Genomic DNA, 24,432 nt, shown 5'->3' on the forward strand with positions numbered 1-24,432 from the left:
ATGCCGATGAGGGCGCGGTCCTCTCCGGCGACGCGATCGATCGGCTCCGCGCCACCGGAAGAAGTCAGGGCCTCAGCCTTTGATGGCTCCGGTGAGCATCCCCTTCTTGAAGTGCCGCTGGACGAAGGGCGAGGCGACCGCGACGGGGATCAGCGCGAGGACCATGACGGCCATCTGGAGGCCCAGGCCGGAGAGTTCACCGGTGCGGACGGCCTGCTGGAGGCCGGTCGGCGCCTCGGTGGCCTTCTGGACCAGTTGGATGAGCACGTTCTGCAGCGGCATCATCTCCTGGTCGTTGAGGTAGATGGAGGCGTTGAACCAGGCACTCCAGTAACCGACCGCGTAGAAGAGGGAGATGACGGCCACCACCGCACGGGACAGCGGCAGGATGATGGTCAGCAGGATGCGCAGGTCGCTGGCCCCGTCGATGCGGGCGGCCTCGGTGAGTTCGGGGGAGATCCCCATGAAGAAGGCGCGCAGGACGAGGATGTTGAAGATGCTGACCGCGCTGGGCAGGATCAGCGACAGATAGCTGTCGGTGAGCCCCAGGGACTGCACCAGCAGGTACGTCGGGATGAGCCCGGCACCGAAGAACATGGTCGCCAGCATGATCATCAGGAAGACCCGGTGCCCCAGACTCCCCGGCCGCGACAGCCCGTACGCCCCGAGGACCGACACCGCCATCGAGAACAGGGTGCCGAAGAGCGTGACGCCGACGGACACCAGAATCGCCCGGCTGACCTGTCCGCCGCCGAGCAGTTCGGTGTAGTTGACGAAGGTGACGGCCCGGGGGATCACCACGAGGCCACCGGCCTGGTCGATCACGGACCGGGGGGAGAGACTAGTGATGATCACGATCCACAGCGGACCGATCACTCCCAGACAGCACAGCAGCAGGAATCCGCTCTTGGCGGTGATGCCGGTCTTGCTGGGCGGCTCCTCCCACACGGGGCGCGGGGGAGCCTTCAGGCTGCGGACGAGCTGCGTGTTGAGGCTCATTTCTTGTACACCCCCTGCTCGCCCAGCAGGTGCGCGAACTTGTTCGCGCCCAGGACGAGCGCGATGCCGATGATTCCCTTGGCCAGACCGACCGCGGCGGCGTAACTGAAGTCGCCGTTCTGGATGCCCACGTTCCACACGTAGGTGTCGAGGACTTCGCTGACCCCCGCGCCGACCGCGTCCCGCTGGAGCAGGTACTGCTCGAATCCGACGCTGAGCGCGTCTCCCACGCGCAGGACGAGGAGCAGCGCTATCACCGGGCGCAGCGCGGGCAGCGTCACGTGCCACAGGCGGCGCCGGCGCCCCGCGCCGTCCATGGCGGCGGCCTCGTACAGGTCGGTGCTGACGGCGGACAGTGCGGCGAGGAAGACGATGATCCCCCAGCCCGCGTCCTTCCACACGGCCTGCGCGGTGACCAGGTACGTGAACAGCTCCGAGTTGGTCATCAGGTCGAAGCCGCCCCAGCCGAGGTCCTGGAATGCCTGGGCGATGATGCCCGCGCCGCCGAAGATCTGCTGGAAGACGGTGATGACGAGGACCCACGAGAAGAAGTGCGGCAGGTACATGATCGCCTGCGCCACGGCCCGCACCCGGGGCCGGATCACGCTGTTGATGACCAGCGCGAGGGCGATGGGCACCGGGAAGAACAGCACCAGTTGGAGGATGAACAGAACGAGGGTGTTCTCCGTGGCCTCCCAGAACAGCGGGTCTTCGAACATCTTCGAGAACTGTTCCAGGCCGACCCAGGGGCTCGCGAAGATCGCCGTGATGCCGTTGCTGGAGGCGTACGGGTCGTACTCCTGGAAGGCGACGACGTTGCCGAGCAGGGGTACGTAGTTGAAGACCACCAGCAGCACGATGACGGGCAGCGTCATCAGGATGAGCGTGCGGTCGCGGCGCAGCCGGATCCGGAACGGGATCTTGCGGCCCTTGGCCTTGTGGTCCTTGGCCTTCCGGCGCGGCCCCCGCGCCTTCGTCCCGGCGGCTGCGATCGCGGCCGTCGGCTCCTCCACGGCCGTGGGGGGACGGGTCCCGTCCGGCCTGCTGCCGACTGTGACGGCCATCAGTTGCCGCTGCCGTTCTTGTCGAGGAGCTCCTTGTACCAGTCGCGCAGCTTGTCACCGCCGGAGGTGCGCCAGCTGGAGATCGCGGCCTGCACGTCGGACATCTTCTTGTTGCCCCGCACGTAGTCGATCTGGAGCTGCTCCCACTGGCTGTTCAGGTTGGCGTAGCGGCTCGGCTCGACGATGTTCATGCCGTAGACGGACGTCTTCTTCGTGAAGGCGCCCATCCGCTGCTGCCACTCGACCTGCTTGCGGGCGACGTCGGGGAAGTCGGGGTGGGCGTAGAAGGCGGCCGGGGCGGCCAGCATCGGCCAGGCGTTGATCAGCTCGGCGTTTCCCTTGTCCGTCTTGACCGGTACGCCGTCCTCGACCGTGTAGTGGGTGCCCTCGGCGCCGTAGTCGACGAGCATCCGCTCCTTGGTGCCGTAGGGCGCGGCGGCGAAGTTGGCGGCGGCCAGCGCGTTCTCCACGACCTCCTTGGGTGCGTCCTTGCGGATCAGCGACCAGTAACCGGCGGGCGTGGACGCGTACAGCGTCGGGTTGCCGCCGCCGGCGGCGAACAGGTCCATGCCCTCGATCCGGAAGTCCGGGTTGGTCTTGGCCTGTTCGGCGGTCTTCTGGTACCAGGTGGACATGTCGTTGGTCATGACCAGGACCTGTCCGGCGGTGAAGCGCTGGGTGACGTCCCCGGTGCGTGCCCGGTCGTCGGGGTGCACCACGCCGGCGGCGAAGAGCTTGCGGCACCACTCCAGGGATTCGAGGTACTCGGGGCGCTCCTTCTCGTACCGCAGCTTGCCGTCGGCGTCGACGTTCCACTTGGTGGGAAGGTTGAACATGTACCCCGTGATCCAGCTCATGTCGCCGCAGGCCCACACCTTGGCCCTGGCGCTGGTGGCCTCCTTGGCCCACGTCATGAACGCGTCGCCCGACGTGGGGACGGACCAGCCCTTCTCGTCGAAGACGTCCTTGCGGTAGTACGGCACGATGAAGCTGGCGGGGGCGGCGGGCATCGGAACGCCGCGCAGCGCGCCGCCGAAGATGCTCATGCGCCAGGAGTCGGACGGAATGGCGGCCAGGTTCGGGTACTTCTTGACCTTGTCGCCCGCCAGGTGGGGGCCGAGGTCCAGGAACTTCGAGGTGACCGCGTTCGCGATCTTGCCGACCAGCATCCAGTCGGCCACGACCATCACGTCGGGCAGGGAGCTGGAGGCGAGGACGGCTCCCACCTTGTCGGCGTAGGTCACGCCGTTCTGGTTCTGCCAGACGACCTTGGTGCCCGCCGCCTCGTCGACCGCCTCGTAGTACGCGCAGTCGCCCTTCGGCGGGGTGCCCCAGAGCGGGGACATGACCTTGAGAGGGGCGCCGGTGCCGAGCTTGTCCGGGACCGAGACGGCGAGGGCGGCGAGGGCGACCTTGCCGGTGTAACCGTCCGCCGAACCGTTCTTCGACGGGAGGTCGGGCCTGGCGACCGTGCTGGGGACGTAGGCCGGGATCAGCCTGCCCGCGTCCTTGCCGGATGTGGAGCCCTCGCGGTTCTTGTTCTCCGAACCGCCGCCGCAGGCGGTGAGCAGCGGAATCCCCCCGGCCACCGCTGCGGTGGCGAGCGCCGTGGAGGCAAGGATGCTCCTCCGGCTCGGTCCGGGGGAGGCGACATTCGGCGTCATTGCGTCAACCCTTCATGGCACACCTGACCACCCGGCGGCATGGCCGTCGGCTGCGGTGTCGTGACTGGAACCGGCTGAGCTGAGCTGAGCTGAGCTGGATCGAAGCGGACATCCAACCAATGCGCCGTCATGCAGAGTCGAAGCGCTTCGATGTTGCTGCGAGGTTAAGTGAACACCCAAAGGCGCACAAGAGTCGTTCCCAAGATTCCTCCGAGGCGACCAGAGGGCTTCTCCCCTGCCGTGCCCGATACATCGACACTGATCCCTTGACACTCGCCCTGGTCTCTGACGAGCATCGAAGCGCTTCGCACTTCAACATTGCTCCAGCACAAGGGGATCCCACGTGTCCGCAGCCACGCCGCACACACCACTGCCCTTCCGCGATCCGCTGCTGCCTGTCGCGAAGCGCGTCGACGACCTGCTGTCGCGGCTCACCCCCGACGAGAAGGTCGGATTCCTGCACCAGTTCACGCCCGCCGTGCAGCGGCTCGGCCTCGCCGCCTTCCGCACCGGTCAGGAGGCATTGCACGGGGTCGCCTGGATGGGTCCGGCGACCGTCTTCCCGCAGGCGGTGGGCCTGGGCGCGACCTGGAACACGGATCTCGTACGACGGGTCGGCGAGGCGGTGTCCCAGGAGGTCCGGGCGATGAGCGCCCGCGACGACCGCGTGGGGCTGAACGTCTGGGCTCCCACCGTCAACCTGCTGCGCCACCCGCTGTGGGGGCGCAACGAGGAGGGTTATTCGGAGGACCCGAAGCTCACCTCCGTGATCGCCACCGCGTACACGTGCGGCCTGCGCGGCGACCACCCCACGTACTGGCGCACCGCCCCCGTCCTCAAGCACTGGCTGGCCCACAACAACGAGACGGGCCGCGACGTCAGCTCCTCCTCGGTGCGCCCGCGCGTCCTGCACGAGTACGATCTGCGCGCCTTCCGCGCAACGGTCGAGGCGGGCGCCGTGGCGGGTGTGATGCCCGCGTACAACCTGGTCAACGGCCGCCCGAACCACGTCTCGCCGTATCTGCGGGAACATCTGCGCACCTGGACCGACGAGGAGCTGCTGGTCTGCTCGGACGCGACCGCGCCCTCCAACCTGGTCGACTCCGAGCACTACTTCGAGACCCACGAGGAGGCGACGGCCGCAGCCCTGCGGGCCGGTGTCGACAGCTTCACCGACCACGGCACCGACGGCTCGAAGATCGCCGCACGGATCCGAGGCGCCCTGGAACAGGGGCTGCTGACCGAGGCGGACGTCGACGCCGCGGTGCGCCGCCAGCTCTCGGTGCGGCTGCGCCTGGGCGAGTTCGACCCGGAACCGGCCCCGCACGCACACACCGCGGACTTCGACACCCCGGCCCACCGGGCCCTCGCCCGGGAGGCGGCCGAGCAGGCGGTCGTCCTGCTCAAGAACGAGGACGGCCTGCTGCCCCTGGCGCCCGGCCGGAGGCTCGCGGTGGTCGGCCTGCTCGCCGACGAGTGCAAGCTCGACTGGTACAGCGGCACCCTCCTGCACCGCAGCACGCCGCTGGACGGTCTGTCCGAACGGTTCGGCCACGACCGCGTCCAGTTCGCGGAGGGCGTGGACCGGGTCCTGCTGAAGACCTCGACCGGCTCGTTCCTGTACGTCCCCGAGGCGGACGCGGGCGACGAGCGGCGCGGCGCCGAGGGCGCGGTCGACCCGGCCCTGCTCGTCGGCCGCACCGACCTGCCGCCGCTCACCACCGACGCGAGGGGCACCGAACTCTCCCTCGTCGACTGGGGCGAGGGCGTGCTGACCCTGCGCGCCCCCGACGGCCGCTACCTCTCCGTGGCCGAGGACGGCCGCGTCCGGGCCTCCGCCGACCAGCCCGGGGGCTGGGTCGTCCAGGAGACGTTCCGCCTGGAACCGCATGGAAACGCCCACCTCCTCCGGCACCTGGGGACAGGTCGCCTCCTTTCTGTTGCCGCCGACGGCCTGAAGGTTGCCGACGAGGACGGAGACGAGGGCGGAGAAGTCTTCGAGATCGTCGTCGTCGAAAAGGGCGAGGACGCGGTGCGCAGAGCCGCCTCGGATGCGGACGTCGTCGTGGTGGTCGCGGGCAACGATCCGCACATCAACGGCCGCGAGACCGAGGACCGTACGACCCTGGCCCTGCCGGACCACCAGGAACGCCTGCTGCGCGCGGCCCGCGCGGCCAACCCGGACACGGTGCTGGCGCTGGTCTCGGCCTACCCGTACGCGGTCCGGCACACGGACATCCCCGCGCTGCTGTGGACGGCCCACGGCGGTCAGGCGGCCGGCACGGCCCTGGCGCGGATCCTGGCCGGTGACGTCTCCCCCGCAGGCCGCCTCCCGCAGACCTGGTACGCGGCCGACTCCGACCTGCCCGACCTCCTCGACTACGACGTGATCGGCAGCCGCCAGACGTACCTCTACTTCCAGGGCACGCCGCTCTTCCCGTTCGGCCACGGCCTGTCGTACGCGTCCTTCTCCTACGACGGCCTCACGACGCGCGTCGAGGACGGGACGCTGCACGTGTCCTTCACGGTCACCAACGCCGGAGAGGCCGTCGCGGACGAGGTCCCCCAGCTCTACACCCGGGCCGTGGACCCGTCGGTGCCGCGTCCCCGCAGGGAACTGCTCGCACACCGGCGGGTGACTTTGGCTCCCGACGAGGCCGCGGAGATCTCCTTCGAGGTGCCGGTGAAGGACTTCGCGTTCTGGGACGTGGCACAGGGGCGCCTCCGGGTGGCACCCGGCGCCTACGAGATCCTCGTCGGGGCGTCCAGCGAGGACGTACGGCTGTCGGGGACCGTCGACCTCGACGGCGAGCCGTCCGTCCCCCGGCCGGTGCTGGCGGACGGCCTGGACGCGGTGGACTTCGACGACCAGCGCGGGACGGAGATCGTGGACCGCACGAAGACCTGGGGCGACTCCGTCACCCCGGTGTCCGGCCGGGCGGGCGAACTGGTCTTCCGTGACTGCGACTTCGGGGCGAGGGCCACCGGAATCACGGTGGAGGTCTCGGGCCGGGGCACGGTCGCACTGTCACTGGGGGACAGTCCGCCGCTGGCGACGATCGCCCTGTCCCCGGGTATGGCCGGACCCTACGACTACGCCACGGTGGGCGCTCCCGTCCTCGTACCGGCCGGTGTGCACGAGGTCCGCATCGCGCTGCGCGGGCCGGTACGGCTGGCACGCGTCGCCTTCTCCGGCTGATCCTCCGCCCGGGGTCCGCGTCGGCCCCCTGCGCGCGCGACGCGGGCTCCGGGCCGACGCACGGGAGTCCGGCACCGAAAGGCTTCGGTGCCGGTCACTCCTCGGCGGGAGCCGGGCCGCTGCTCGCCCGGACGATCAACTCGGGCTTCAGCAGGAGCACCTCGTCGTCGGTCCGCCCGTCGATCTTGGCGACGAGACGGTCGACGGCGTGCCGTGCCATCTCGCGCGCCGGAATGGTGACGGAGGTCAGCCGCACCGACCCCTGGAGAGCCACCTGTTCAGGGCAGACGGCGACCACCGAGACGTCCTCGGGCACGGCTCGTCTGTCTTGGCGCAGCAGACTGAGCAGTGGTTCCAGTGCCTGTTCGTTCTGGACGACGAAGCCCGTGACGTCGGGGCGTTCGGTGAAGATCTGGCCGAGGGTCCCGGCCATCGCGGCGTACGAGCCCTCACTCGGCCGGTGCAGCACCCGCAGCCCGACCTCGCGCGCACGCGTGCGCAAGCCGTCGATGGTGCGCTCCGCGAAGCCGGTCTTGCGCTCGTACACCGCCGGTGCCTCACCGATCACGGCGATCTGACGGTGCCCCAGCTGTGCCAGATGTTCCGCGCACAGGGCCCCGGCCCCGGCGAAGTCGAGATCGACGCAGGTGAAGCCGGCGGTCTGGGCGGGCAACCCGATGAGCACCGCGGGCCGGCCGCTCTCCCGCAACGGGGCGAGCCGGGCGTCGTCGAGCTCCACGTCCATCAGGATGATGGCGTCGGCGAGACCGCTGCCGACCACCCGGTGCACGGCGGCGGGCCCCTCCTCGCCGGTGAGCATCAGGACGTCGAAGCCGTGCTCCCGCGCGTGGGTGGCGACGGCGATGGCGATCTCCATCATCACGGGCACATACATGTCCGTCCGCAGGGGCATCATCAGCGCGATGATGTTGGACCGGCTGCTCGCCAGCGCCCTGGCCCCGGCGTTGGGGTGGTAGCCGAGCTCCTGGATACTGCGCTCCACCCGTTGCTTCGTCGTCTCGGAGATGGTCCGCTTGCCGCTGAGGACGTAGCTCACGGTGCTGGCGGAGACTCCGGCGTGTTGCGCTACTTGAGCGAGGGTGACCAACGGGAGCTCCATCTGATGAAGCGCTTCGACAGCGCGTTTCGCGTTTAAATTGCCAGTTTGAACGCACAGTAATCCGAGCTGATGGCGCCTGTCCAGGCCATTCCATCGAAGCGCTTCCCTTCGGGAGTGCGGGCCCTCGCCCGCACCGCCACCCCGAGTTCGCGTCGACACCGCCCACCCGGGCCGGGGCGAACTCCGAGCCGGTTAATGAAAACGATTATCATCCTGCTATGGTCTGCCGGACGTACCCCTCCCGGGCCCTGCCCGGCACTCCCGGAAGAAGTCCCGTGCGCCTCCCCAAGCTGTTGTCCCCCGCCGCCCCGGCCCTTGCCTGCGCGCTCACCCTCACCGGGTGCTTCTCAGCGAGTACGTCCGGCACCGCCGAAGGACCGGACGGCAAGCGCATACGCGTGGCGATGATGAACCCGCCTCGCTCCGGCCTCTCGCCGCTCACCGACGACGCGTTCAAGCTGTCGCGCTGGTCCACCGCCGAGACCCTGACCACGCTGGACAAGGAGGGCGACGCCAAGCCGTCGCTCGCGACCGCGTGGCAGCGGACCGGAGAGCGGACCTGGACCTTCACCCTCCGCAAGGGCGTGACCTTCCACGACGGCACCGCGCTGACCGCGGAGGCCGTCGAACGCTCCCTCACCAGGGCCGCCACCGCTTCCCCCAAGCCGCGCATCCTCGACGGCGTGGCCTTCAAGGCCGAGGCCAAGGGGGGCGCCGTCGTCGTCACCACCGGCAAGGCCGATCCGCTCGTGCCCCAGCGGGTCTCCTCGCCGCAGTTGTCGATCCTGGCCGCCAAGGCGTACCGGGACAAGACGGTGGACCCGATCGGGGCGGGCACCGGGGCCTTCGTCCTGAAGAGGGCCGACGGCACCTCGTCCGCGACCCTCGACCGCAACGAGCAGTACTGGGGCGGGCGCGCCAGGGCCGCCGGGATCGACGTGACCTTCGTCCCCGACGGCGCCGCCCGCGCGGCCGCCCTGCGCAGCGGCGACGCCGACATCGTCGAGGCGATCCCGGTCTCCCAGGCTTCCCTCCTGGAGGAGGACCAGATCACCGAGGTGCCGATGCCGCGCACCAACACCCTGTACCTGAACACCGGGAAGGGCGTCTTCAAGGATGCGGGGCAGCGGGCCGCCGCCCGCGCGGCCATCGACGCGAAGGCCCTGGTCAAGGGCGTCTACGAAGGGCGCGCCGATGTCGCGGAGGGGCTGCTCGGGCCCGCCCTGCCGTGGGCGGCCGAGCAACGTGCCGGGCGCACCGGGGCGGCGAAGCCCGCCAAGCCGTCGGAGCAGACCATCACCATCGGCACCTTCACCGACCGGGCCGAGCTGCCGGAAGTGGCCGCCACGCTCCAGCAGCAGCTCCAGGACGCCGGGTTCACGGTGAAGCTCGACGTGCGCGAGTACGCCAACATCGAGGCGGACGCGCTGGCGGGGAAGTTCGACGCGTTCGTCCTGTCCCGCGCCACGGTCATCGACTCCGGCGACCCGACCGCCTACCTGCGCAGCGACTTCGCGAGCGACGGCTCCTTCAACCTCCCGCAGCTCGCCGACACCGCCGTGGACAAGGCCGTGCGCACCGCCGAGGAGGCCCCGGCAGGACAGACCCGGCGGACCGCGGTCCTCCACGCCGAGACTGCCGTCCTCAACACCGACGCGGCCGTCCCGATGCTCCACGAGCGCGTCATTCAGGGCGACGCCACCCACGTCGTGGGCTCCGCCAAGGACCCGCGTGAGCGTGAGCTGATCACTCTCGGTACGTACGTCACATGAGCCTGGTGGAGCACATGTGCCGCGTGATGCGGAGCACCGCCCTGGTGCACAGGCGGCGGTGGACCGGGCGGCCCGGGTCTTCAGGGAAGACCGGGGCTACCGGGAAGGCCGGGTGGTCCGGGCGGTCCGGGAAGGCCGGGTGGTCCGGGCGGTCCGGGAAGGCCGGGCTTCGCGGGAAGCCATGGCGGCCTCGGAAGGCCGGGCGGTCCGGGAAGACCCCGTCCACCGCCTGGCGGGCAGGGCTCGCCCGCGCCGCCGCGCTCGCCGTCGTGGTTACTGTCGTGGGCCTGCTGCCCTGGCTCTCCGGCAGGGATCCGGCGCTCACCGTGCTGCGTGCCCGCTCGGCCGAACAGGAGCCCACAGCCGAGGCCCTGGCCGCCGTCCGCCGCGATCTCGGCCTGGACGCGGGCCCGCTCGCCCTGCTCACCGACTGGGCGAGCGGCCTTGCGCACGGCGACCTCGGTCTGTCCTGGGTCTCCGGCACCGCGGTCCTGCCGTCCGTCCTGTCCGGCCTCGGCGTCTCGCTGACCCTGATGGCCGCGTCGCTCGCCGTGGCGCTGCTCGTCGCTGCCGCCCTGTGCGCGCCCACCCTGGTCCGCGGCGCGCGCGGCACTCTGCGGGGCTCCGGTGGCGGGGCGGGGGCGATGCTCGCCGCGCTGCCCGAATTCCTTCTCGCCACCGTGCTGTTGATCGTGTTCGGCGTGGGGTGGGGGCTCCTGCCGGTCTCCGGCTGGCAGGGCCCGCCCCACCTCGTGCTGCCCGCACTCGCCATGGGCATCCCTGCGGGCGGGCTGCTCGGACGGCTCGTCTGCGACGCGTTGCCCGCCGTTTTCCGCGAGCGCTGGACCGACGTGTGGCGGGCCGCCGGGGTCGGCAGGACCCGCGTGGTGGCCGCCGCTCTGCGGCGCGCCCTGCCCGCGCTCGTACCGCAGATCGGCCAGGTGGTGGTCGGACTCACCGCTGGTGCCGTCGCCGTCGAGACCGTCTTCGCGGTGCCCGGACTGGGCCGCACCGCCCTGGGTGCGGCCAAGTCCCAGGACCTGCCGCTCCTGCAAGGCTGTGTGCTGGCCCTGCTGCTGCTCGCGCTGGCCGTCGGAGGCTGCGCATCGCTGGTGCGGTCCGCCCTGTTCGGCACCGCTCTCAGGAGCCGCGCCCTCGCGCTGCCCGCGCCGCTTCCGGGGCGGGTGCGCGGCTGGGTGCCCGTCGTCCTCGGCTCCGCGCTCGCCCTGCTCATCGGTGCGGGTCTGCTGCGCGACCCGTACACCGTCACCTCCGCTCTGCGCCTCGCCGCTCCGTCCGCCGCGCACCCGCTCGGCACGGACGCGCTCGGCCGCGACGTGCTGGCCCGGCTCGGCCACGGTGCGGCGAGCACGGTCGGGGTGGCGCTCGCCGTGTGCGCCGTCTCCCTCGTGCTCGCGCTGGCCCTCGGCTTCCTGCCGCGCGTCGGCGCGGGCCTCGCCGACGTGGCCAACGCGCTGCCGCCGGTCGTCGTCGGCGTCCTCGTCGCCGCCGTCACAGGACCGAGCGTCTTCGGCGCGTCCCTGGCGATCGCGCTGATCTCCTGGCCTCCGCTGGCCGCGCACGCCGCCGCACTGGTCGAAGAGGCCCGCGCCGGAGGCCACTTGGCGGCTCAGCGTGCCATCGGGGCGAGCCCCTGGTGGATCCTCACCCGGCACCTGCTGCCCACCGTGGCGGGGCCCGTCGCCCGCCACACGGCCCTGCGGCTGCCCGGTGTCGCCCTCGCCCTCGCGGCCCTCGGCTTCCTCGGCCTCGGCGCGCAGCCACCGTCGCCCGAGTGGGGGCTGCTGCTCGACGAGTCACGGCTGTACGTGGAGCGGGCGCCGGTCGCGGCCCTCGCACCCGCCGTCGCGCTCGCCCTCCTCGCGGGTCTCGCTGTGACCGTGGCGGCGCTGCGACCCCGTACCCGACGTACCCGCACATCCCAGCCCAATCCCCTTGCAGAGGTGCCCAGTTGAGCATCAGTTCCGTGAACGCCACCAGGCCGCCGCTGCTGTCCGTGCGTGAGCTGAGCGTCACCGTCGACGGGGCGGAGGCCGTGCGCGGCGTCTCCTTCGACATCCGGCCGGGCCAGGCCGTCGCCCTCGTCGGCGAGTCCGGCGCCGGGAAGTCACTGACCGCCAAGGCCGTCCTGGGGCTCACGCCGCCCGGCACCCGGATCGGCGGCGGCATCCGGCTGGACGGCGAGGAGACGGCGGGCGCGGGTGCCGAGGTGTACCGGCGGCTGTGGGGGCGGCGTTTGGCGTACGTCCCCCAGGACGCCCTCACGGTCCTCTCCCCCGTCCACACCGTCGGCGCCCAACTCGTCGCCTCGGTCCGTTCGGTGGCCCGCGTACCGAAGGCCGAGGCTCGTCGCCGCGCCGTCGCCGCGCTCGACCGGGTCGGCATCGCGGACGCGGCACGGCGTGCCCGCGCGCTGCCGCACGAGTTCTCCGGCGGCATGCGCCAGCGCGCGGTGATCGCCCTGGCACTGGTCAACAACCCCGCCCTGATCGTCGCCGACGAGCCGACGACCGCGCTCGACCCCCTCGTCCGGCGCCAGGTGCTCGACGCCCTGACACAGGCCCGCGAAGCGACGGACGCCGCACTGCTCCTGGTCACCCACGACCTGGACCTCGCGGCCTCGCACGCCGACCGCGCCGTGGTGCTGTACGCGGGCCGCGTCGTCGAGTCCGGACCGGCGAGCGAGGTGTTCGTACGCCCCAAGTCCCCTTATACGGCTGGCCTCGTGGCGTCGCTGCCGCCGGACCCGGGCCGGGTGTTCGCCCCGCCCGCCCCGACCCCCCGGCACCGCCCCCTGCCCGCCATCGGCGGCAGTCCTCCCTCGCCGCTCTCGCTCCCGCACGGCTGTGGCTTCGCGCCGCGCTGCCCGCTCGCCGAGGCAGCGTGCCGGGACACCGAACCCGTACTCACAGCCGATGACCACGCTGTCACCTGTCACCGCTCGGGGTGGCTGCCCGTACCCGCCACCGCGCTCTTCACCCTCACGACCACGCCGACGGAGCAGCCGACCCCATGAGCCCCCCTCCCCCGAACCGACTCCTCGACGTGCGTGACCTCACCGTGCGCCACGGCGAACACACCGCAGTCGACGGTGTCTCCTTCCACGTCGACGAGGGTGAGACGCTCGCCCTCATCGGCGCTTCCGGCTGCGGCAAGTCGTCCACGGCGGCAGCCGTCCTCGCGCTGCTGCGGCCGGAGCAGGGCAGCAGCGTCCGCTTCGCCGGGCAGGAGCTGACGACCCTGCGCGGACGCCGACTCCGCGCGCTGCGTCCCCAGTTCCAGCCCGTCTTCCAGGACCCGTACGGCTCACTCGCTCCCCGCACCCCCATCGGCGACACCGTCGTCGAGCCTCTGCGCGTCCACCGCAGGCCCGTCGCCGGGCGAGCCGCCGAACTCCTCGACCTGGTCGGGCTCGACCCCGCGTACGCCCGCCGCCTGCCGCACGAACTCTCCGGCGGCCAGTGCCAGCGTGTCGGGATCGCCCGCGCCCTCGCCCTCGGCCCCCGGCTCCTCGTCCTGGACGAACCGCTCTCCGCCCTCGACCCCTCGGTACGCTCCGGCATCGTCAACCTCCTCACCGACCTCCAGGAACGCCTGGGCCTCGGCTACCTGTTCATCTGCCACGACCTCGCCCTCGTGGGGCACCTCGCACACCGGGTGGCCGTCATGAAGGCGGGCCGGATCGTGGAGAGCGCGCCGGTGCGCGAGGTGTTCACCGCGCCCCGGCACCCGTACACCCGAGACCTCCTGTCCGCCGCCCGCCACCGTTCCGCGGTCCGACCCCACCCCCTCGTCTGATGCCCTCCCGCACCCCCACGGCCACGCCCGGGCGCACACCGCGCCTCCGCCCCCGCACCCGCACCCGCACCCGCCTCCTGCGTACGCTGCCCGCCCTGCCCAGACTCCTCGTCGTCACCCAGTTCGCCTTCAACGTCGGCTTCTTCGCCGTACTGCCCCACCTCTCCCACCACCTCAGCGGCTCCATCGGGCTCGCGGGCTGGCTGGTGGGCCTGGTGCTGGGCCTGCGGACCTTCAGCCAGCAGGGGCTGTTCATCGTCGGCGGCACACTGAGCGACCGCTACGGTCCGCGCCCCGTCGTCCTGACCGGCTGCGCGCTGCGCGTCGCCGGATTCGCCTGGCTCGCCTTCGCCGACGCGACCTGGTCGGTGATCGGCGCGGTGCTTCTCGTGGGCTTCGCGGCCGCGCTCTTCTCCCCGGCCGTGGAGAGCGAGATCACCCGTCAGGCCGTACGCCATGAGAAGGCGACCGGCACCGAACGCACCCAACTCCTGGGCCTGTTCTCGGCCGGAGGCCAGGCGGGCGCCCTGATCGGCCCGGTGCTCGGGGCGCTCCTCCTGTCGGGCGGTTTCCGGGCGGCCTGTCTCGCCGGGGCCGGGGTGTTCGTGGTGGTGCTGGCCGGGCACTGGCGACTGATGCCGCGTACGCACAAGGGCTCAGGCTCGGGCTCGGGTTCTGGATCCGGCTCGGGATCCGGCTCCGGCTCCGGCTCCGGCTCCGGCGATGTGCGGTGCGGCGTACGGCAGTTGGTGCGCAACCGGGCCTTCCTCTGCCTCTGCCTCGCGTACAGCACGTACCTGCTGGCGTACAACCAGCTCTACCTCGCGCTACCCGCCGAAGTGGACCGTGCCCTCGGCTCCCAGGCCGCGCTGGGCTGGCTCTTCGCGCTGTCGTCCGCCCTGGTCGTCGCGGGCCAACTGCCGACGTCCCGGTGGGTGTCGCGGCGCCTGACGCCCTCCGCCGCGCTGCGCCTCGGGCTCGCCCTGGTCGCCTGGGCGTTCGCGGCGGCGGGGGCGCTGCTCCCGGTGGGCGGCCCGGTGCCGTCCCTGGCGTTCGTGGTGCTGCTGACACTCGGGCAGATGCTGGTGGTCCCGGCCACTCGGGCCTGGCTACCCGACCTCGTGGAGGAGAGCAGGCTCGGCTTCTTCACGGGCGCCCTGTCGTCGCTGTCCGGGGTGGTGGTCCTGGCGGGCGGGGCGCCGGTGGGCGCGCTCGTCGACGGCGGCGGGGTGCTGCCGTGGCTGGCCCTGGCGGCGGTCCCGGTCGTGGGGATCGTGCTGGCGGGGAGGGTGCGCGTACCGGACCAGGACGTATCTCCTTGACAGGCTGGTCAGCCGACCGGACCCGAGCCCGCACCGCCACCTGACCCTCACACCAAAGACGCTTGGGACCACGGGACTTGAAGCCACCCGGTTTCCGTCTGTGAACGTTTCTTCCGGCGGATTCTGCAAGAAGTATTGACGCCATTCATGGGATGTCTAGCATTCCCTTGATCGGCACTTCGACCCACGTTCGGTATCTCGAACAAGGAGGGTCGTACCCCATCGGCATCCGGACAGCCTCTGACGGGGACGGCCGGAGGCCCCTTGCTCAAGGATGACGAGGTCCTTCATGCGCAAACGTAGTTTCAGCCTCAGACGCCCGTCCTCGGCGCTCGCCGCCGCAGTCGCGGCCCTGGCCGCCTTGGCGGCGCTGCTCGTCGCCCACCCGGCCCAGGCGGCCACCACCAGCGAGGTGCGCGGTGTCGCTTCCGGCCGCTGTCTGGACGTGGCGGGCGTCAGCCAGGCCGACGGCGCGAACGTGCAGCTCTGGGACTGCCACGGCGGCACCAACCAGCAGATGACGTTGACGGACAGCGACCAGCTGACCGTGTACGGCAACAAGTGCCTGGACGTCCGGGGAGCCGCCACCACACCCGGCACCCCGGTGCAGATCTGGACGTGCAACGGCAGTGAGAACCAGCAGTGGCGGGTGAACCCCGACGGCACGATCGTCGGCGTGCGGTCCGGGCTGTGCCTGGAGGTCTCGGGCTGGGGTACGGCCAACGGCACGGGGGTGCAGATCTGGTCGTGCCACGGCGGCGCCAACCAGAAGTGGACCGGCCTGTCCCGGGCGAGCAACGCGTGTGCTCTTCCGTCGACCTACCGGTGGTCGTCGTCGGGTCCGTTGGCGCAGCCGGCGAACGGGCAGCTCGCGCTGAAGGACTTCAGCACCACCACGTACAACGGCAAGCACCTGGTCTACGCGACCACCTCCAACGGAACGAAGTGGGGCTCGACGGCGTTCAGCCCCTTCTCGAACTGGTCGGACATGGGGGCGGCCACCCAGACCGGGATGAACGAGCCCGCGGTGGCACCGGACGTGTTCTACTTCGCGCCCAAGAACGTCTGGGTGATGGTGTCCCAGTGGAGTCAGTGGCCGCTCTACTACCGCACGTCCAGCGACCCCACCAACCCCAACGGCTGGTCCGCCGCGCAGCCGCTGTTCACCGGCAGCCTCCCCGAGGGTCCCGAGCCGGGCCAGAAGGACGCCCCGATCGACCCGACCATGATCGCCGACGACCAGAACATGTACCTGTTCTTCGCCGCCGACAACGGCAAGATCTACCGGGCGAGCATGCCGATCGGGAACTTCCCGGGCAACTTCGGCTCCTCGTACACGACGGTCATGAGCGACGCGAAGGACCTTCTGTTCGAGGCGCCGGAGGTCTACAAGGTCCAGGGCCAGAACCAGTACCTCATGATCGTGGAGGCGCAGGGTTCGGACCGCTACTTCCGCTCGTTCACCGCCCCCAGTCTGAACGGTCCGTGGACCGTCCAGGCCGGCAGCGAGAGCAGCCCCTTCGCGGGCCAGGCCAACAGCGGCTCCACCTGGGCCAAGGGCGTCAGCCACGGTGACCTGGTCCGCAACAACCCCGACCAGACCATGACCATCGATCCCTGCAACCTGCGGTTCCTGTACCAGGGCCTGCCCACCGACACACCGGCGAACACCGACTACCTGAAACTGCCGTACCGGCCGGGCCTGCTCACCCTGCAGCGCTGAGCCCACTCGGGCCGACGAAGGAGAGAGGGTGAACATGGACAGGCGAACAACGGTGATCGGCATGGTCACCGCCCTGATGGCCGGTTCACTGGCCGTGATCGGAACACCGACGGCACAAGCGGCCACGGGGGACGTGGCGGGCGCGAGTTCCGCGGACGGCGCCGCGATCACGCAGTGGGCCCGGCACGACGGGACCAACCAGCAGTTCCAGTTCGTGGACTCCGGTGACGGTTACCACCGGTTGAAGGCGAGGCACTCCGGCAAACTGCTGGACCTCTCCGGCTGGTCGACGGCCGACAACGCCGCCGTCAACCAGTGGAGCGACCACGGCGCCACGGCCTCGCTGCCGTCGAAGTTCCAGTGGTCCTCCAGCGGTCCGCTGGCCGGTCCGAAGCCCGACGCCCAACACCCCGAAGCCTGGGCGGTGAAGGACTTCTCGGTCATCCGGTACGACAACCAGTGGCAGGTCTACGCCACCACGGCCACCCCCGCCGGGTGGAACCTGGTGCACTACGCGTTCGACGACTGGTCGCAGGCCGCGTCGGCGCCGCACACCTACCTGGACACCACGGCGGTCGGGAAGGGCTACCGCGCCGCACCGCAGGTGTTCTACTTCGCACCGCAGAACCTCTGGTACATGGTCTACCAGACCCCCTGGCCCACCTACTCGACCAGCACCAACCCTGCCGACCCCCGGTCGTGGTCGACGCCGCGCACGCTCATGTCCGAGGAGCCGGACATCGTCAAGGAGAACAAGGGCGACGGCACGTGGATCGACTTCTGGGTCATCTGCGACAGCGCCAACTGCCACCTGTTCTTCAGTGACGACAACGGCCACGTCTACCGCGCCCAGACGTCGTTGGGCAACTTCCCCAACGGCTTCGGCAACACCGAGTTGATCCTGTCCGACACCAAGGAGAACCTGTTCGAGGCCACCAACGTCTACAAGGTGGCCGGCAGCGACCAGTACCTGCTGATCCAGGAGGCGGCAGGGCCCGGCTGGCGGCGCTACTTCCGGTCCTTCACCTCCACCGGCCTCACCGGGCCCTGGACGCCGACCTCCGGCCTTCATGACGACCCGTTCGCGGGCCAGTCCAACGTCACCTTCCCCGGCGGCGCCTGGAGCCAGGACATCAGCCACGGCGAGATGATCCGCGCGAGCAACGACCAGACGCTGACCATCGACCCCTGTCGGCTCCAATTCGTCTACCAGGGCGTCGACCCCCGGGCCAACGGCGACGACGGCTACATCAAGATGCCCTACCGGATGGGCCTGCTCACACAGACCAACTCCCCCTACTGACACCGGTATCCGGTTCCGGCCCACCGCAACGCCCCTTGCCCGCCGGGCAAGGGGCGTTGCCGTCCGCACGCCCGAGGCCGCACGGCCGGGCACGCGGTCGAGGAAGCCGTCCTCAGAAGTGACGCCATGTCTCGTTTGGTGAGTGGCTCAGCGGTAGAAGCGGGAGGCCGCACACGCGTGGACCGACCTGGTCCAGGCAGCGAGTTCCGGAGTGTGGGACGTAGCGTCGCTCAGCTTCTGCCACACATCCGCACTGCTCCATCGGATGAACCAGCGGTGAGCCGTCGGCACGCTGACGCCGAACGAGGAGGGCAGTTGCTGCCACGCACAGCCGCTGGTGACCACGTGGACGACGGCGACCATGACCTTGCGCGCGTCCGTCGCGGCCCTGCCACCGCCCTGGGGCCGCGACGGCAGGGCGGGCAGGAGCGGCCGGGCCGCCGCCCACATCTCGTCGGGGACCAGGCGCTGAGCGAGTGCCTCCATCCCATGATCGTACGCAACCGGGACGGGACACCGCGCTGGTCCACCAAACGAGATGTGCGCGCAGGGGGACCGCCGGCCTAACGTCGGCCGCCCACCGACGAGTTCACCACCCACCACCAAGGGGAATCCATGACCATTCTCGTAACGGGTGCGACGGGAACGACCGGCCGCGTCCTGATCGACCGGCTGCTCGGAGCCGGTCAGCGGGTACGGGCCCTGACCAGGAACCCGAACGACGCCCGACTCCCCGCTGCCGTCGAGGTGGTGGCGGGCAACCTCACCGAACTCAGCGGAGCCGAGGCGGCACTCGACGGGGTGGACGGCGTCTACTACCTCTCCGGCGTGCTCGACCCGGAGCACGCGGTACCACAGGCCCGCGCCTTCATGGAGCTCGCCGCAGCAGCGGGAGCCAGGCGCATCGTCGATCTCTCCGGCCTCGCCGTCACCGTGCGGCGGCCGGGCAGCCACGAGATGCTGCGCGCCGTCGAGGAGGTCGTCGAAGCCTCGGGGCTGGAGTGGACACACGTCCGGCCGGGCGAGTTCGCCATGAACAAGCTGGACATGTGGGGTGCTTCGATCCGTACGGAGAACACGGTGCGCAACGCCTTCCCCGCAGCACTCGGTGTCCCCGTCCACGAGGCGGACATCGCCGAGGTGGCCGCCGCCGCACTCCTTGAGGACGGCCACGCCGGGCACGCGTACTCACTGAGCGGGCCGCAGCGGCTCACCCAGCGGGAGCAGGCCGCAGCGGTCGCCCAGGGCCTGGGCAGGCCGCTGCGCTTCGAGCAGGTGACGTACGGTCAGGCCCGCGCCGCGTACATCACCGCCGGAATGCCGTGGGACATCGCCGAGTACCTGCTGGGCTACCAGGCCGAGTACGCGGAAGAGCCGCCCGAGGTGCGGCCCGACGTCGAACGCGTGCTGGGCCGGCAGGGCCGCACGCTGGCGCAATGGGCGACAGATCACGCATCCGACCTTTCGGAGGATCCCGCGCGACGGGCGCAGGGCTCGATCGGCACTGTCGCGGGCTGACTCAACGTGTGGTTCCCCCGGCTCGTGGAAGTACGCGACGACATGGCGGAAGCCCTCCCCACCGAGGCCCGTACGGTCTCGGCGGGCACCGGTACGGGTGTCGTGTGACGCCCGCCGTCAGAACGGGTGCGGGGGATCCGGGCGGGGCGGATCACGCAGGGGTGTGATCCGTCCGCTCCCGTCCGGAAGGGCCAGCCGGTCCCAGTACTGCGGCACCAGCACCGCACCGCAGGCCACCACGGCGAACCCCGCCAACTCGGTGTGCGCGGACAGCGCACGACGACAGACCGCGAGGGCGCTGTGCTCCGCGACGGCGAGGGAGGGCGCGGTGAGATAGAGGCCCACGACCGGCCCGCCGACGGCGTCGGAGTGGACGCTGACGTGCTCCAGCCCTTCCCCGTCGCGACCGCAGCACATGAACAGGGGCACCCTCTCAGCGGACAGCTCTGCCCCGTCAGGGGCGCGGAGTCGGGCGTGCACGAGATACATGGGATCCATCCTTGCCGCCCCTTCCCCCGCAGCCCAGGGCCCCTGGAAGGACGGTTTAGGACGCGGCAGGAAGTGACCACGTGACTCATGTTGAAACGTGTGGTTTCCTACCCGGACACATGTCCCAGTACCGGGGGGGTATCGACATGCTGGAACTGCTGGGGCTCGACACCGAAGCCGAACGTGTCTACCGGGCACTGCTTGCCTACCCGGACGAAGGGGTGAGCACACTCGCGCAACGGCTCGCCCTGCCCGAGAGCGATCTGCGAGGCTGTCTGGACCGGCTCAGCGCCCTGGCACTGATCCAGCCCGCGGCCCGCGAAGGCACCGGGTTCAGGCCGCTGGACGCGGAGCTCGCCATGGAGCTGCTGCTCGCCCGCCAGCAGGCGGAACTCGCCGCCCACCAGCAGAAGGTGAAGGCGTCCCGGGCCGCCGCCGTCCAGCTGATCGCCGAGTGTTCCACGCTGCGGCCGTCCCCCGGCGGCCTCGACGAGGAACGGCTGACCGGGCCCGCGGAGATACGCGACCGCCTGGCACGGCTGGCCGCCGACACCCAGCACGAGATCATGACGTTCGCGCCCGGCGGGGCGCACACCGCGGCCGACCTTGAGGCCAGCCGCGGCCCCAACGCCGCTCTGCTGGACCGAGGCGTCACCATGCGCACCGTCTACCTCGGCAGTGTCCGCAACCACCAGCCCACTCTGGAGCACGTGGACTGGCTCCACCAGCACGGCGGGCAGGTGCGCACGGCTCCCACCCTGCCCGTACGAATGATCATCGCGGACCGGCGCGAGGCGGTCCTGCCCCTCCACACCAGCGACGCCAACAGCGGCGCGGTCGTCCTCACCGGCGAGGGCACCATCGCCGCACTGTGTGCCCTGTTCGAGAACATCTGGCAGAACGCCACCCCGCTGGGCACCATGGTGGAGCGCGACATGGACGGCCTGACCCGCCAGCACCGCGAGGCCCTCCGCCTCCTGTTGCAGGGCCTGACCGACGAGGGCATCGCCAAACGCCTCGGCGTATCGCCCCGCACGGCCCGCCGTATCGCCGCCGAACTCATGGAAGCCCTCCAAGCCCGCAGCCGCTTCCAGGCAGGCGCGCACGCCGTCCAGAACGGCTGGCTCCCCCTCAACCGCACCTGACATCACCGCACTTCGCGCGACAGCGGGGTACCTGCGGTCGCGGGTGGCGTGGTGCGCGCCCGGTTGAGCGTGGGTTGAACGTGGGTCTCTCGGCGTGCACCGTCCCGCAGTTGGGCGGTCGGGTTCCACGGTCCGGGCTACCGCGTTGACCGTCTCCCCGCCTCGACCGGAGTCGCCGGTCACTGCTCCCGGTCACTGCTGCTGGTCACTGCTGGACGGGTTATGCCACTGCATGATCCGTCCAACGCGAACCCCTTCCGCCCGTTCTGGCCATCAGCCACAGTAAGAACGTCGAAAGGCCGAAGCAGAAACGGCAGACACGGGGAGTTCTTGAAAGCTGCCCGGAAAAAGACCGCAGCAATCCCATTCCAGGGGGACCGATGTCCGCGCTTTCCGCTCAGATAGCCAAGGCCACCGCAGCTGGTTTCCTCACCCTCGGCGTCCTGGCCATGACCCATTCGCCTGCCCAGAACGGCCCCGCAGAATCGCACCCCTCCCTGGCCGGTGGCCCGTCCCTCCCCGCTACGGGAATCGTGCTGCCGCTCCAGGAGATCGACGATGTGACCTGGGGGCAGGGCATCACTCCCCCGGCGGAGAGCTGACGCGCGCATTCGGATCAGGATTCCCTGACCAGGAATCCATCACGGGGAAATGCGCCGACGAATGGGCATTCCCCCTATCGGTAGAGTTCGATGGAGAGGGGCGGGGTTAACCCGATGGGATTGACAGGCTTCGACTTGTATGCGCTCGCGCATCCGCAGTTCTACGAAGCGCCGGAATGTATTCAAGACGAAGCCAGGCGCTGGCCGACTCCGGACATCGGCGCAGGTCGTCGCACCGAGGGCCGTGACGTATGGGTGCGGGTGAGTTACGGAAACGCCCTCCCGACCCAGGGCTGGAAGATCCACGTCTCCGCCACCGCCGACAACGCCGAGGCGACGTTGCGGGCCGTTTCGGCCATCTGTGCCCGGCGGCAGACCGACTTCAAGTATCTGCGGAGCAGCACCCTCCTGACCACCTTCAACTCCAAATACGCCCACCGGGGTTCGGCAGGGAAATTCATCGCGGTCTACCCCGTCGACGAAGCGGATCTGAAGGATCTCCTGGCGGAACTGTCGACCGCGCTCCAGGGATTCACCGGGCCCTATGTCCTGTCTGATCTCCGGTGGAACGACTCCAGTCCGGTCTTCATCCGGTACGGCGGCTTCGCGGAACTGTGGGTTGACGGCGACGACGGCAAGCGGGTCATGGCGATCACCGCCCCGGACGGAACACTGGTTCCCGACCGACGGGCCCCCTACTTCGAGGTCCCGGACTGGCTGGAGGTCCCGGCGTTCGTCCAGGACCGCATCGACGAGTTCAGCAGCTCCAGCCGTGTCGACATGCCCTATACGGAGATCGAGCCGCTGCACTTCTCCAACGGCGGTGGTGTCTATCTGGCCGTGGACCCGGCCACGGGTGCCAAGGTCGTCCTGAAGGAAGCGCGTCCGCTGGCCGGCACCGACGGCAGGGGCCACGACGCCGTGACACGGCTGCAGCGGGAGCACGCCATGCTGCTCGCCCTGGCCGACACCGGATACGTGCCCAAGGTCTTCGGCTACCACGTGTTGTGGGAACACCATTTCCTCGTCCAGGAGTACGTCGAAGGCGACACCCTCACCTCTGCCGTGCTGACCCGGCATCCGTTGCGCCGGACCACGGCCTCGGACACGGACGTCCAGGACTACGCCGCATGGGCCGACGAGACGATCAGCAAGGTCGAGGCCGCGCTACAGGCCGTGCACCACGAGGGCCTCGTCTTCGGCGACGTGCATCCCAACAACATCCTCGTGCGCCCCGACGGACGGATCACCCTGATCGACCTCGAAGCGGCCCACGCCGTGACCGGGGAGCGTACGGGTCTGCACGGCGCCCCCGGCTTCGCGGCGCCCCTCGGGACGAGCGGTGTCGCGCTCGATGATCACGCTCTGGCCGCGCTGCGCGTGCACACCCTCATCCCCTTGATGGCGCTCGCGGCGCTGGACCCGGACAAACCCGCCCAACTGGCCCGCTGGGCGGGTGACGTGTTCGGAGCACCCGCCGGTGCGGCCGACCAAGCAGCACGTCGGCTCGGCCAACTGCACCACCGAACACCGGCGCAGTCGCAGTCGCAGTCGCAGTCGCAGTCGCAGTCGCAGTCGCAGTCGCAGTCACTGGAGTACGCCGCCCCGGCCGACCAGGCACGGCTGATGGCCGCCGGTATCCATGCCTCGGCCACCCCTCACCGCAGCGACCGGTTGTTCCCCGGCGCCCCGGCCAGCACCACGCCCAGCGGGGCGATCGACGTGCAGCACGGCGCGGCCGGGGTCCTGTACGCGCTGCACGCGGCCGGGCAGTCCATCGACGACGCATGGACCACGTGGCTGGCGAAGGCCGCGGTACGCAGGGCCGCCACCGCGCCACTGGGTCTGTTCGACGGGCTGCACGGCATCGCCACGGTGCTGGATCTGCTCGGCCGCCGCGACGAGGCGGCCGACGTGCTCGACCGCTCCGGCACCCGCGATCTGCCCTCGGGGCTCGACCTGTTCACGGGCCTGCCCGGCATCGGCATCTCCCTGCTGGGGTTCCACCGGCGCACCGGCGACCCCGCCCTTCTGCGCCGGGCCGAGCAAGTGGCCCAAGAGGTCGTCGACGCTCTCGCCGAACACTCCCGCGACAGTGCCGACTTGACCAGGGGCGTGGGTGGGGCGGCGCTCCTGCTGGCACGCATGTACCAGTACACCTCGGAGCACTCCTACCTGGAGCAGGCCAGGCAAGCGCTCATCGACGGTACGCGTGCGACACGCTCCGGCGACGGCGAGAAGGCGGGCCCGTCCTTGTCGACCGGCGCCGCCGGTGCCGGTCTGGCCCTGGCCGCGGTCCTGGCGCACCGGCCCGACGACGAGCTGGCCGCCGCCCTGGATCAGTGCCTCACCAGCGCTTGCCTGCCGCTGACGCTCGCTCCGGGGCTTTTCGACGGAACGGCCGGGCAGTTGTACGCCCTGAGTGCGTGCGGCGACCCCCGGGCGTCCGGACTGGCGCGGATCCTCTGGCGCTACGCGGTTCCGTACCAGGAGGCCGCCGCCCTGCCGGGGGGCAATCTGATGCGGTTGTCCATGGACGTGGCCACGGGCGGCGCCGGTGCTCTGCTCGCGCTCGAAAGCCACCGTACGGGCGCCGACCTCCTCGGCCCGCTCCTCGGCGCGTAGTTCCGCGCAGTTCAACGCCGTTCCGCGCAGTTCCCCGTCCGTCAACCGCTTCCGCCCGTTGAGGACAC

18 protein-coding genes are annotated in these 24,432 nt (G+C 70.6%); 12 read left to right on the top strand and 6 right to left on the bottom strand.

Features of this window, described 5'->3' with window-relative positions; translation table 11 throughout:
- Window positions 1–72 precede the first annotated feature (72 nt).
- The 3 genes from OG897_RS33480 to OG897_RS33490 are packed head-to-tail and all read right to left on the bottom strand — an operon-like array spanning window position 73 to window position 3,727.
- The gene (locus OG897_RS33480) at window positions 73–999 is read right to left on the bottom strand and encodes a carbohydrate ABC transporter permease (RefSeq protein ID WP_266662876.1); all 927 of its coding nucleotides are present in this window, start codon (window positions 997–999) and stop codon (window positions 73–75) included.
- Window positions 996–2,063, bottom strand: coding sequence for a sugar ABC transporter permease (locus tag OG897_RS33485; protein ID WP_266662878.1), 1,068 nt, complete (start codon window positions 2,061–2,063; stop codon window positions 996–998). The genes OG897_RS33480 and OG897_RS33485 overlap by 4 nt, the downstream gene beginning before the upstream one ends.
- Window positions 2,063–3,727 (bottom strand): extracellular solute-binding protein, encoded by a 1,665-nt coding sequence (locus OG897_RS33490; protein WP_266662880.1) that lies wholly within the window; start codon window positions 3,725–3,727, stop codon window positions 2,063–2,065. The genes OG897_RS33485 and OG897_RS33490 overlap by 1 nt, the downstream gene beginning before the upstream one ends.
- A 343-nt stretch (window positions 3,728–4,070) precedes the next feature.
- Between OG897_RS33490 and OG897_RS33495 the strand changes: the two genes are divergently transcribed.
- A complete protein-coding gene (locus OG897_RS33495; RefSeq protein WP_266662881.1) occupies window positions 4,071–6,926 on the top strand; it encodes a glycoside hydrolase family 3 C-terminal domain-containing protein in 2,856 nt (951 codons plus the stop codon).
- 94 nt (window positions 6,927–7,020) lie between these two features.
- Here OG897_RS33495 and OG897_RS33500 read toward each other — a convergent pair whose 3' ends face one another.
- Complete coding sequence (locus OG897_RS33500; RefSeq protein ID WP_266663716.1) at window positions 7,021–8,034, bottom strand: LacI family DNA-binding transcriptional regulator; 1,014 nt, start codon at window positions 8,032–8,034, stop codon at window positions 7,021–7,023.
- A 287-nt stretch (window positions 8,035–8,321) separates the two neighbouring features.
- Here OG897_RS33500 and OG897_RS33505 point away from each other — a divergent pair, with 287 nt between their 5' ends.
- The 7 genes from OG897_RS33505 to OG897_RS33535 all read left to right on the top strand — a co-directional run bounded on the left by OG897_RS33505 (window position 8,322) and on the right by OG897_RS33535 (window position 17,985).
- Complete coding sequence (locus OG897_RS33505) at window positions 8,322–9,818, top strand: ABC transporter substrate-binding protein (protein WP_266662883.1); 1,497 nt, start codon at window positions 8,322–8,324, stop codon at window positions 9,816–9,818.
- Window positions 9,819–10,087: 269 nt separating this feature from the next.
- Window positions 10,088–11,794 carry an ABC transporter permease subunit gene (locus OG897_RS33510; protein WP_266662885.1) on the top strand — a complete coding sequence of 569 codons (1,707 nt, stop codon included), beginning with the start codon at window positions 10,088–10,090 and terminating at the stop codon, window positions 11,792–11,794.
- An 11-nt stretch (window positions 11,795–11,805) separates the two neighbouring features.
- Window positions 11,806–12,855, top strand: a complete 1,050-nt coding sequence (locus OG897_RS33515) for an ABC transporter ATP-binding protein (protein ID WP_266662887.1) — start codon at window positions 11,806–11,808, stop codon at window positions 12,853–12,855.
- Entirely contained in the window at window positions 12,852–13,637 is a 786-nt protein-coding gene (locus OG897_RS33520; RefSeq protein WP_266662889.1) for an ABC transporter ATP-binding protein, read from the top strand. The genes OG897_RS33515 and OG897_RS33520 overlap by 4 nt, the downstream gene beginning before the upstream one ends.
- Complete coding sequence (locus tag OG897_RS33525) at window positions 13,637–14,959, top strand: MFS transporter (protein WP_266662891.1); 1,323 nt, start codon at window positions 13,637–13,639, stop codon at window positions 14,957–14,959. The genes OG897_RS33520 and OG897_RS33525 overlap by 1 nt, the downstream gene beginning before the upstream one ends.
- 289 nt (window positions 14,960–15,248) lie before the next feature.
- A complete protein-coding gene (locus tag OG897_RS33530) occupies window positions 15,249–16,682 on the top strand; it encodes a non-reducing end alpha-L-arabinofuranosidase family hydrolase (RefSeq protein ID WP_266662893.1) in 1,434 nt (477 codons plus the stop codon).
- Between the two features lie 34 nt (window positions 16,683–16,716).
- Window positions 16,717–17,985 carry a non-reducing end alpha-L-arabinofuranosidase family hydrolase gene (locus OG897_RS33535; RefSeq protein ID WP_266662895.1) on the top strand — a complete coding sequence of 423 codons (1,269 nt, stop codon included), beginning with the start codon at window positions 16,717–16,719 and terminating at the stop codon, window positions 17,983–17,985.
- Between the two features lie 147 nt (window positions 17,986–18,132).
- Here the strand turns inward: OG897_RS33535 and OG897_RS33540 are convergent, their stop codons facing one another.
- On the bottom strand, window positions 18,133–18,471 hold the full coding sequence (locus OG897_RS33540; RefSeq protein ID WP_266662897.1) for a transposase: 339 nt from the start codon (window positions 18,469–18,471) through the stop codon (window positions 18,133–18,135).
- Window positions 18,472–18,600: 129 nt separating this feature from the next.
- Here OG897_RS33540 and OG897_RS33545 point away from each other — a divergent pair, with 129 nt between their 5' ends.
- Window positions 18,601–19,503, top strand: coding sequence for an SDR family oxidoreductase (locus tag OG897_RS33545; RefSeq protein WP_266662899.1), 903 nt, complete (start codon window positions 18,601–18,603; stop codon window positions 19,501–19,503).
- Between the two features lie 117 nt (window positions 19,504–19,620).
- Here OG897_RS33545 and OG897_RS33550 read toward each other — a convergent pair whose 3' ends face one another.
- Window positions 19,621–20,001, bottom strand: coding sequence for a hypothetical protein (locus OG897_RS33550; protein WP_266662901.1), 381 nt, complete (start codon window positions 19,999–20,001; stop codon window positions 19,621–19,623).
- A 110-nt stretch (window positions 20,002–20,111) separates the two neighbouring features.
- Here OG897_RS33550 and OG897_RS33555 point away from each other — a divergent pair, with 110 nt between their 5' ends.
- The 3 genes from OG897_RS33555 (at window position 20,112) to lanKC (ending at window position 24,364) form a co-directional block, all read left to right on the top strand.
- Window positions 20,112–21,137, top strand: coding sequence for a helix-turn-helix transcriptional regulator (locus tag OG897_RS33555; protein WP_323188140.1), 1,026 nt, complete (start codon window positions 20,112–20,114; stop codon window positions 21,135–21,137).
- Window positions 21,138–21,517: 380 nt separating this feature from the next.
- Entirely contained in the window at window positions 21,518–21,739 is a 222-nt protein-coding gene (locus tag OG897_RS33560) for a hypothetical protein (protein WP_266662903.1), read from the top strand.
- Window positions 21,740–21,853: 114 nt separating this feature from the next.
- Window positions 21,854–24,364 carry a class III lanthionine synthetase LanKC gene (gene lanKC / locus OG897_RS33565; RefSeq protein ID WP_266662905.1) on the top strand — a complete coding sequence of 837 codons (2,511 nt, stop codon included), beginning with the start codon at window positions 21,854–21,856 and terminating at the stop codon, window positions 24,362–24,364.
- The last annotated feature ends 68 nt before the right edge of the window (window positions 24,365–24,432 follow it).

Origin of the sequence: Streptomyces sp. NBC_00237, from assembly GCF_026342435.1 — a bacterium.
Taxonomy (GTDB): domain Bacteria; phylum Actinomycetota; class Actinomycetes; order Streptomycetales; family Streptomycetaceae; genus Streptomyces.

What these genes read in the sequence shown, in the direction of transcription:
- OG897_RS33540 (WP_266662897.1), bottom strand. Translation starts at nt 18,471, where the DNA reads ATGGAGGCACTCGCTCAGCGCCTGGTCCCCGACGAGATGTGGGCGGCG.
- OG897_RS33520 (WP_266662889.1), top strand. Translation starts at nt 12,852, where the DNA reads ATGAGCCCCCCTCCCCCGAACCGACTCCTCGACGTGCGTGACCTCACC.
- OG897_RS33490 (WP_266662880.1), bottom strand. Translation starts at nt 3,727, where the DNA reads ATGACGCCGAATGTCGCCTCCCCCGGACCGAGCCGGAGGAGCATCCTT.
- OG897_RS33545 (WP_266662899.1), top strand. Translation starts at nt 18,601, where the DNA reads ATGACCATTCTCGTAACGGGTGCGACGGGAACGACCGGCCGCGTCCTG.
- OG897_RS33555 (WP_323188140.1), top strand. Translation starts at nt 20,112, where the DNA reads ATGTCCCAGTACCGGGGGGGTATCGACATGCTGGAACTGCTGGGGCTC.
- OG897_RS33525 (WP_266662891.1), top strand. Translation starts at nt 13,637, where the DNA reads ATGCCCTCCCGCACCCCCACGGCCACGCCCGGGCGCACACCGCGCCTC.
- lanKC (WP_266662905.1), top strand. Translation starts at nt 21,854, where the DNA reads ATGGGATTGACAGGCTTCGACTTGTATGCGCTCGCGCATCCGCAGTTC.
- OG897_RS33485 (WP_266662878.1), bottom strand. Translation starts at nt 2,063, where the DNA reads ATGGCCGTCACAGTCGGCAGCAGGCCGGACGGGACCCGTCCCCCCACG.
- OG897_RS33560 (WP_266662903.1), top strand. Translation starts at nt 21,518, where the DNA reads ATGTCCGCGCTTTCCGCTCAGATAGCCAAGGCCACCGCAGCTGGTTTC.
- OG897_RS33480 (WP_266662876.1), bottom strand. Translation starts at nt 999, where the DNA reads ATGAGCCTCAACACGCAGCTCGTCCGCAGCCTGAAGGCTCCCCCGCGC.
- OG897_RS33535 (WP_266662895.1), top strand. Translation starts at nt 16,717, where the DNA reads ATGGACAGGCGAACAACGGTGATCGGCATGGTCACCGCCCTGATGGCC.
- OG897_RS33530 (WP_266662893.1), top strand. Translation starts at nt 15,249, where the DNA reads ATGCGCAAACGTAGTTTCAGCCTCAGACGCCCGTCCTCGGCGCTCGCC.
- OG897_RS33550 (WP_266662901.1), bottom strand. Translation starts at nt 20,001, where the DNA reads ATGGATCCCATGTATCTCGTGCACGCCCGACTCCGCGCCCCTGACGGG.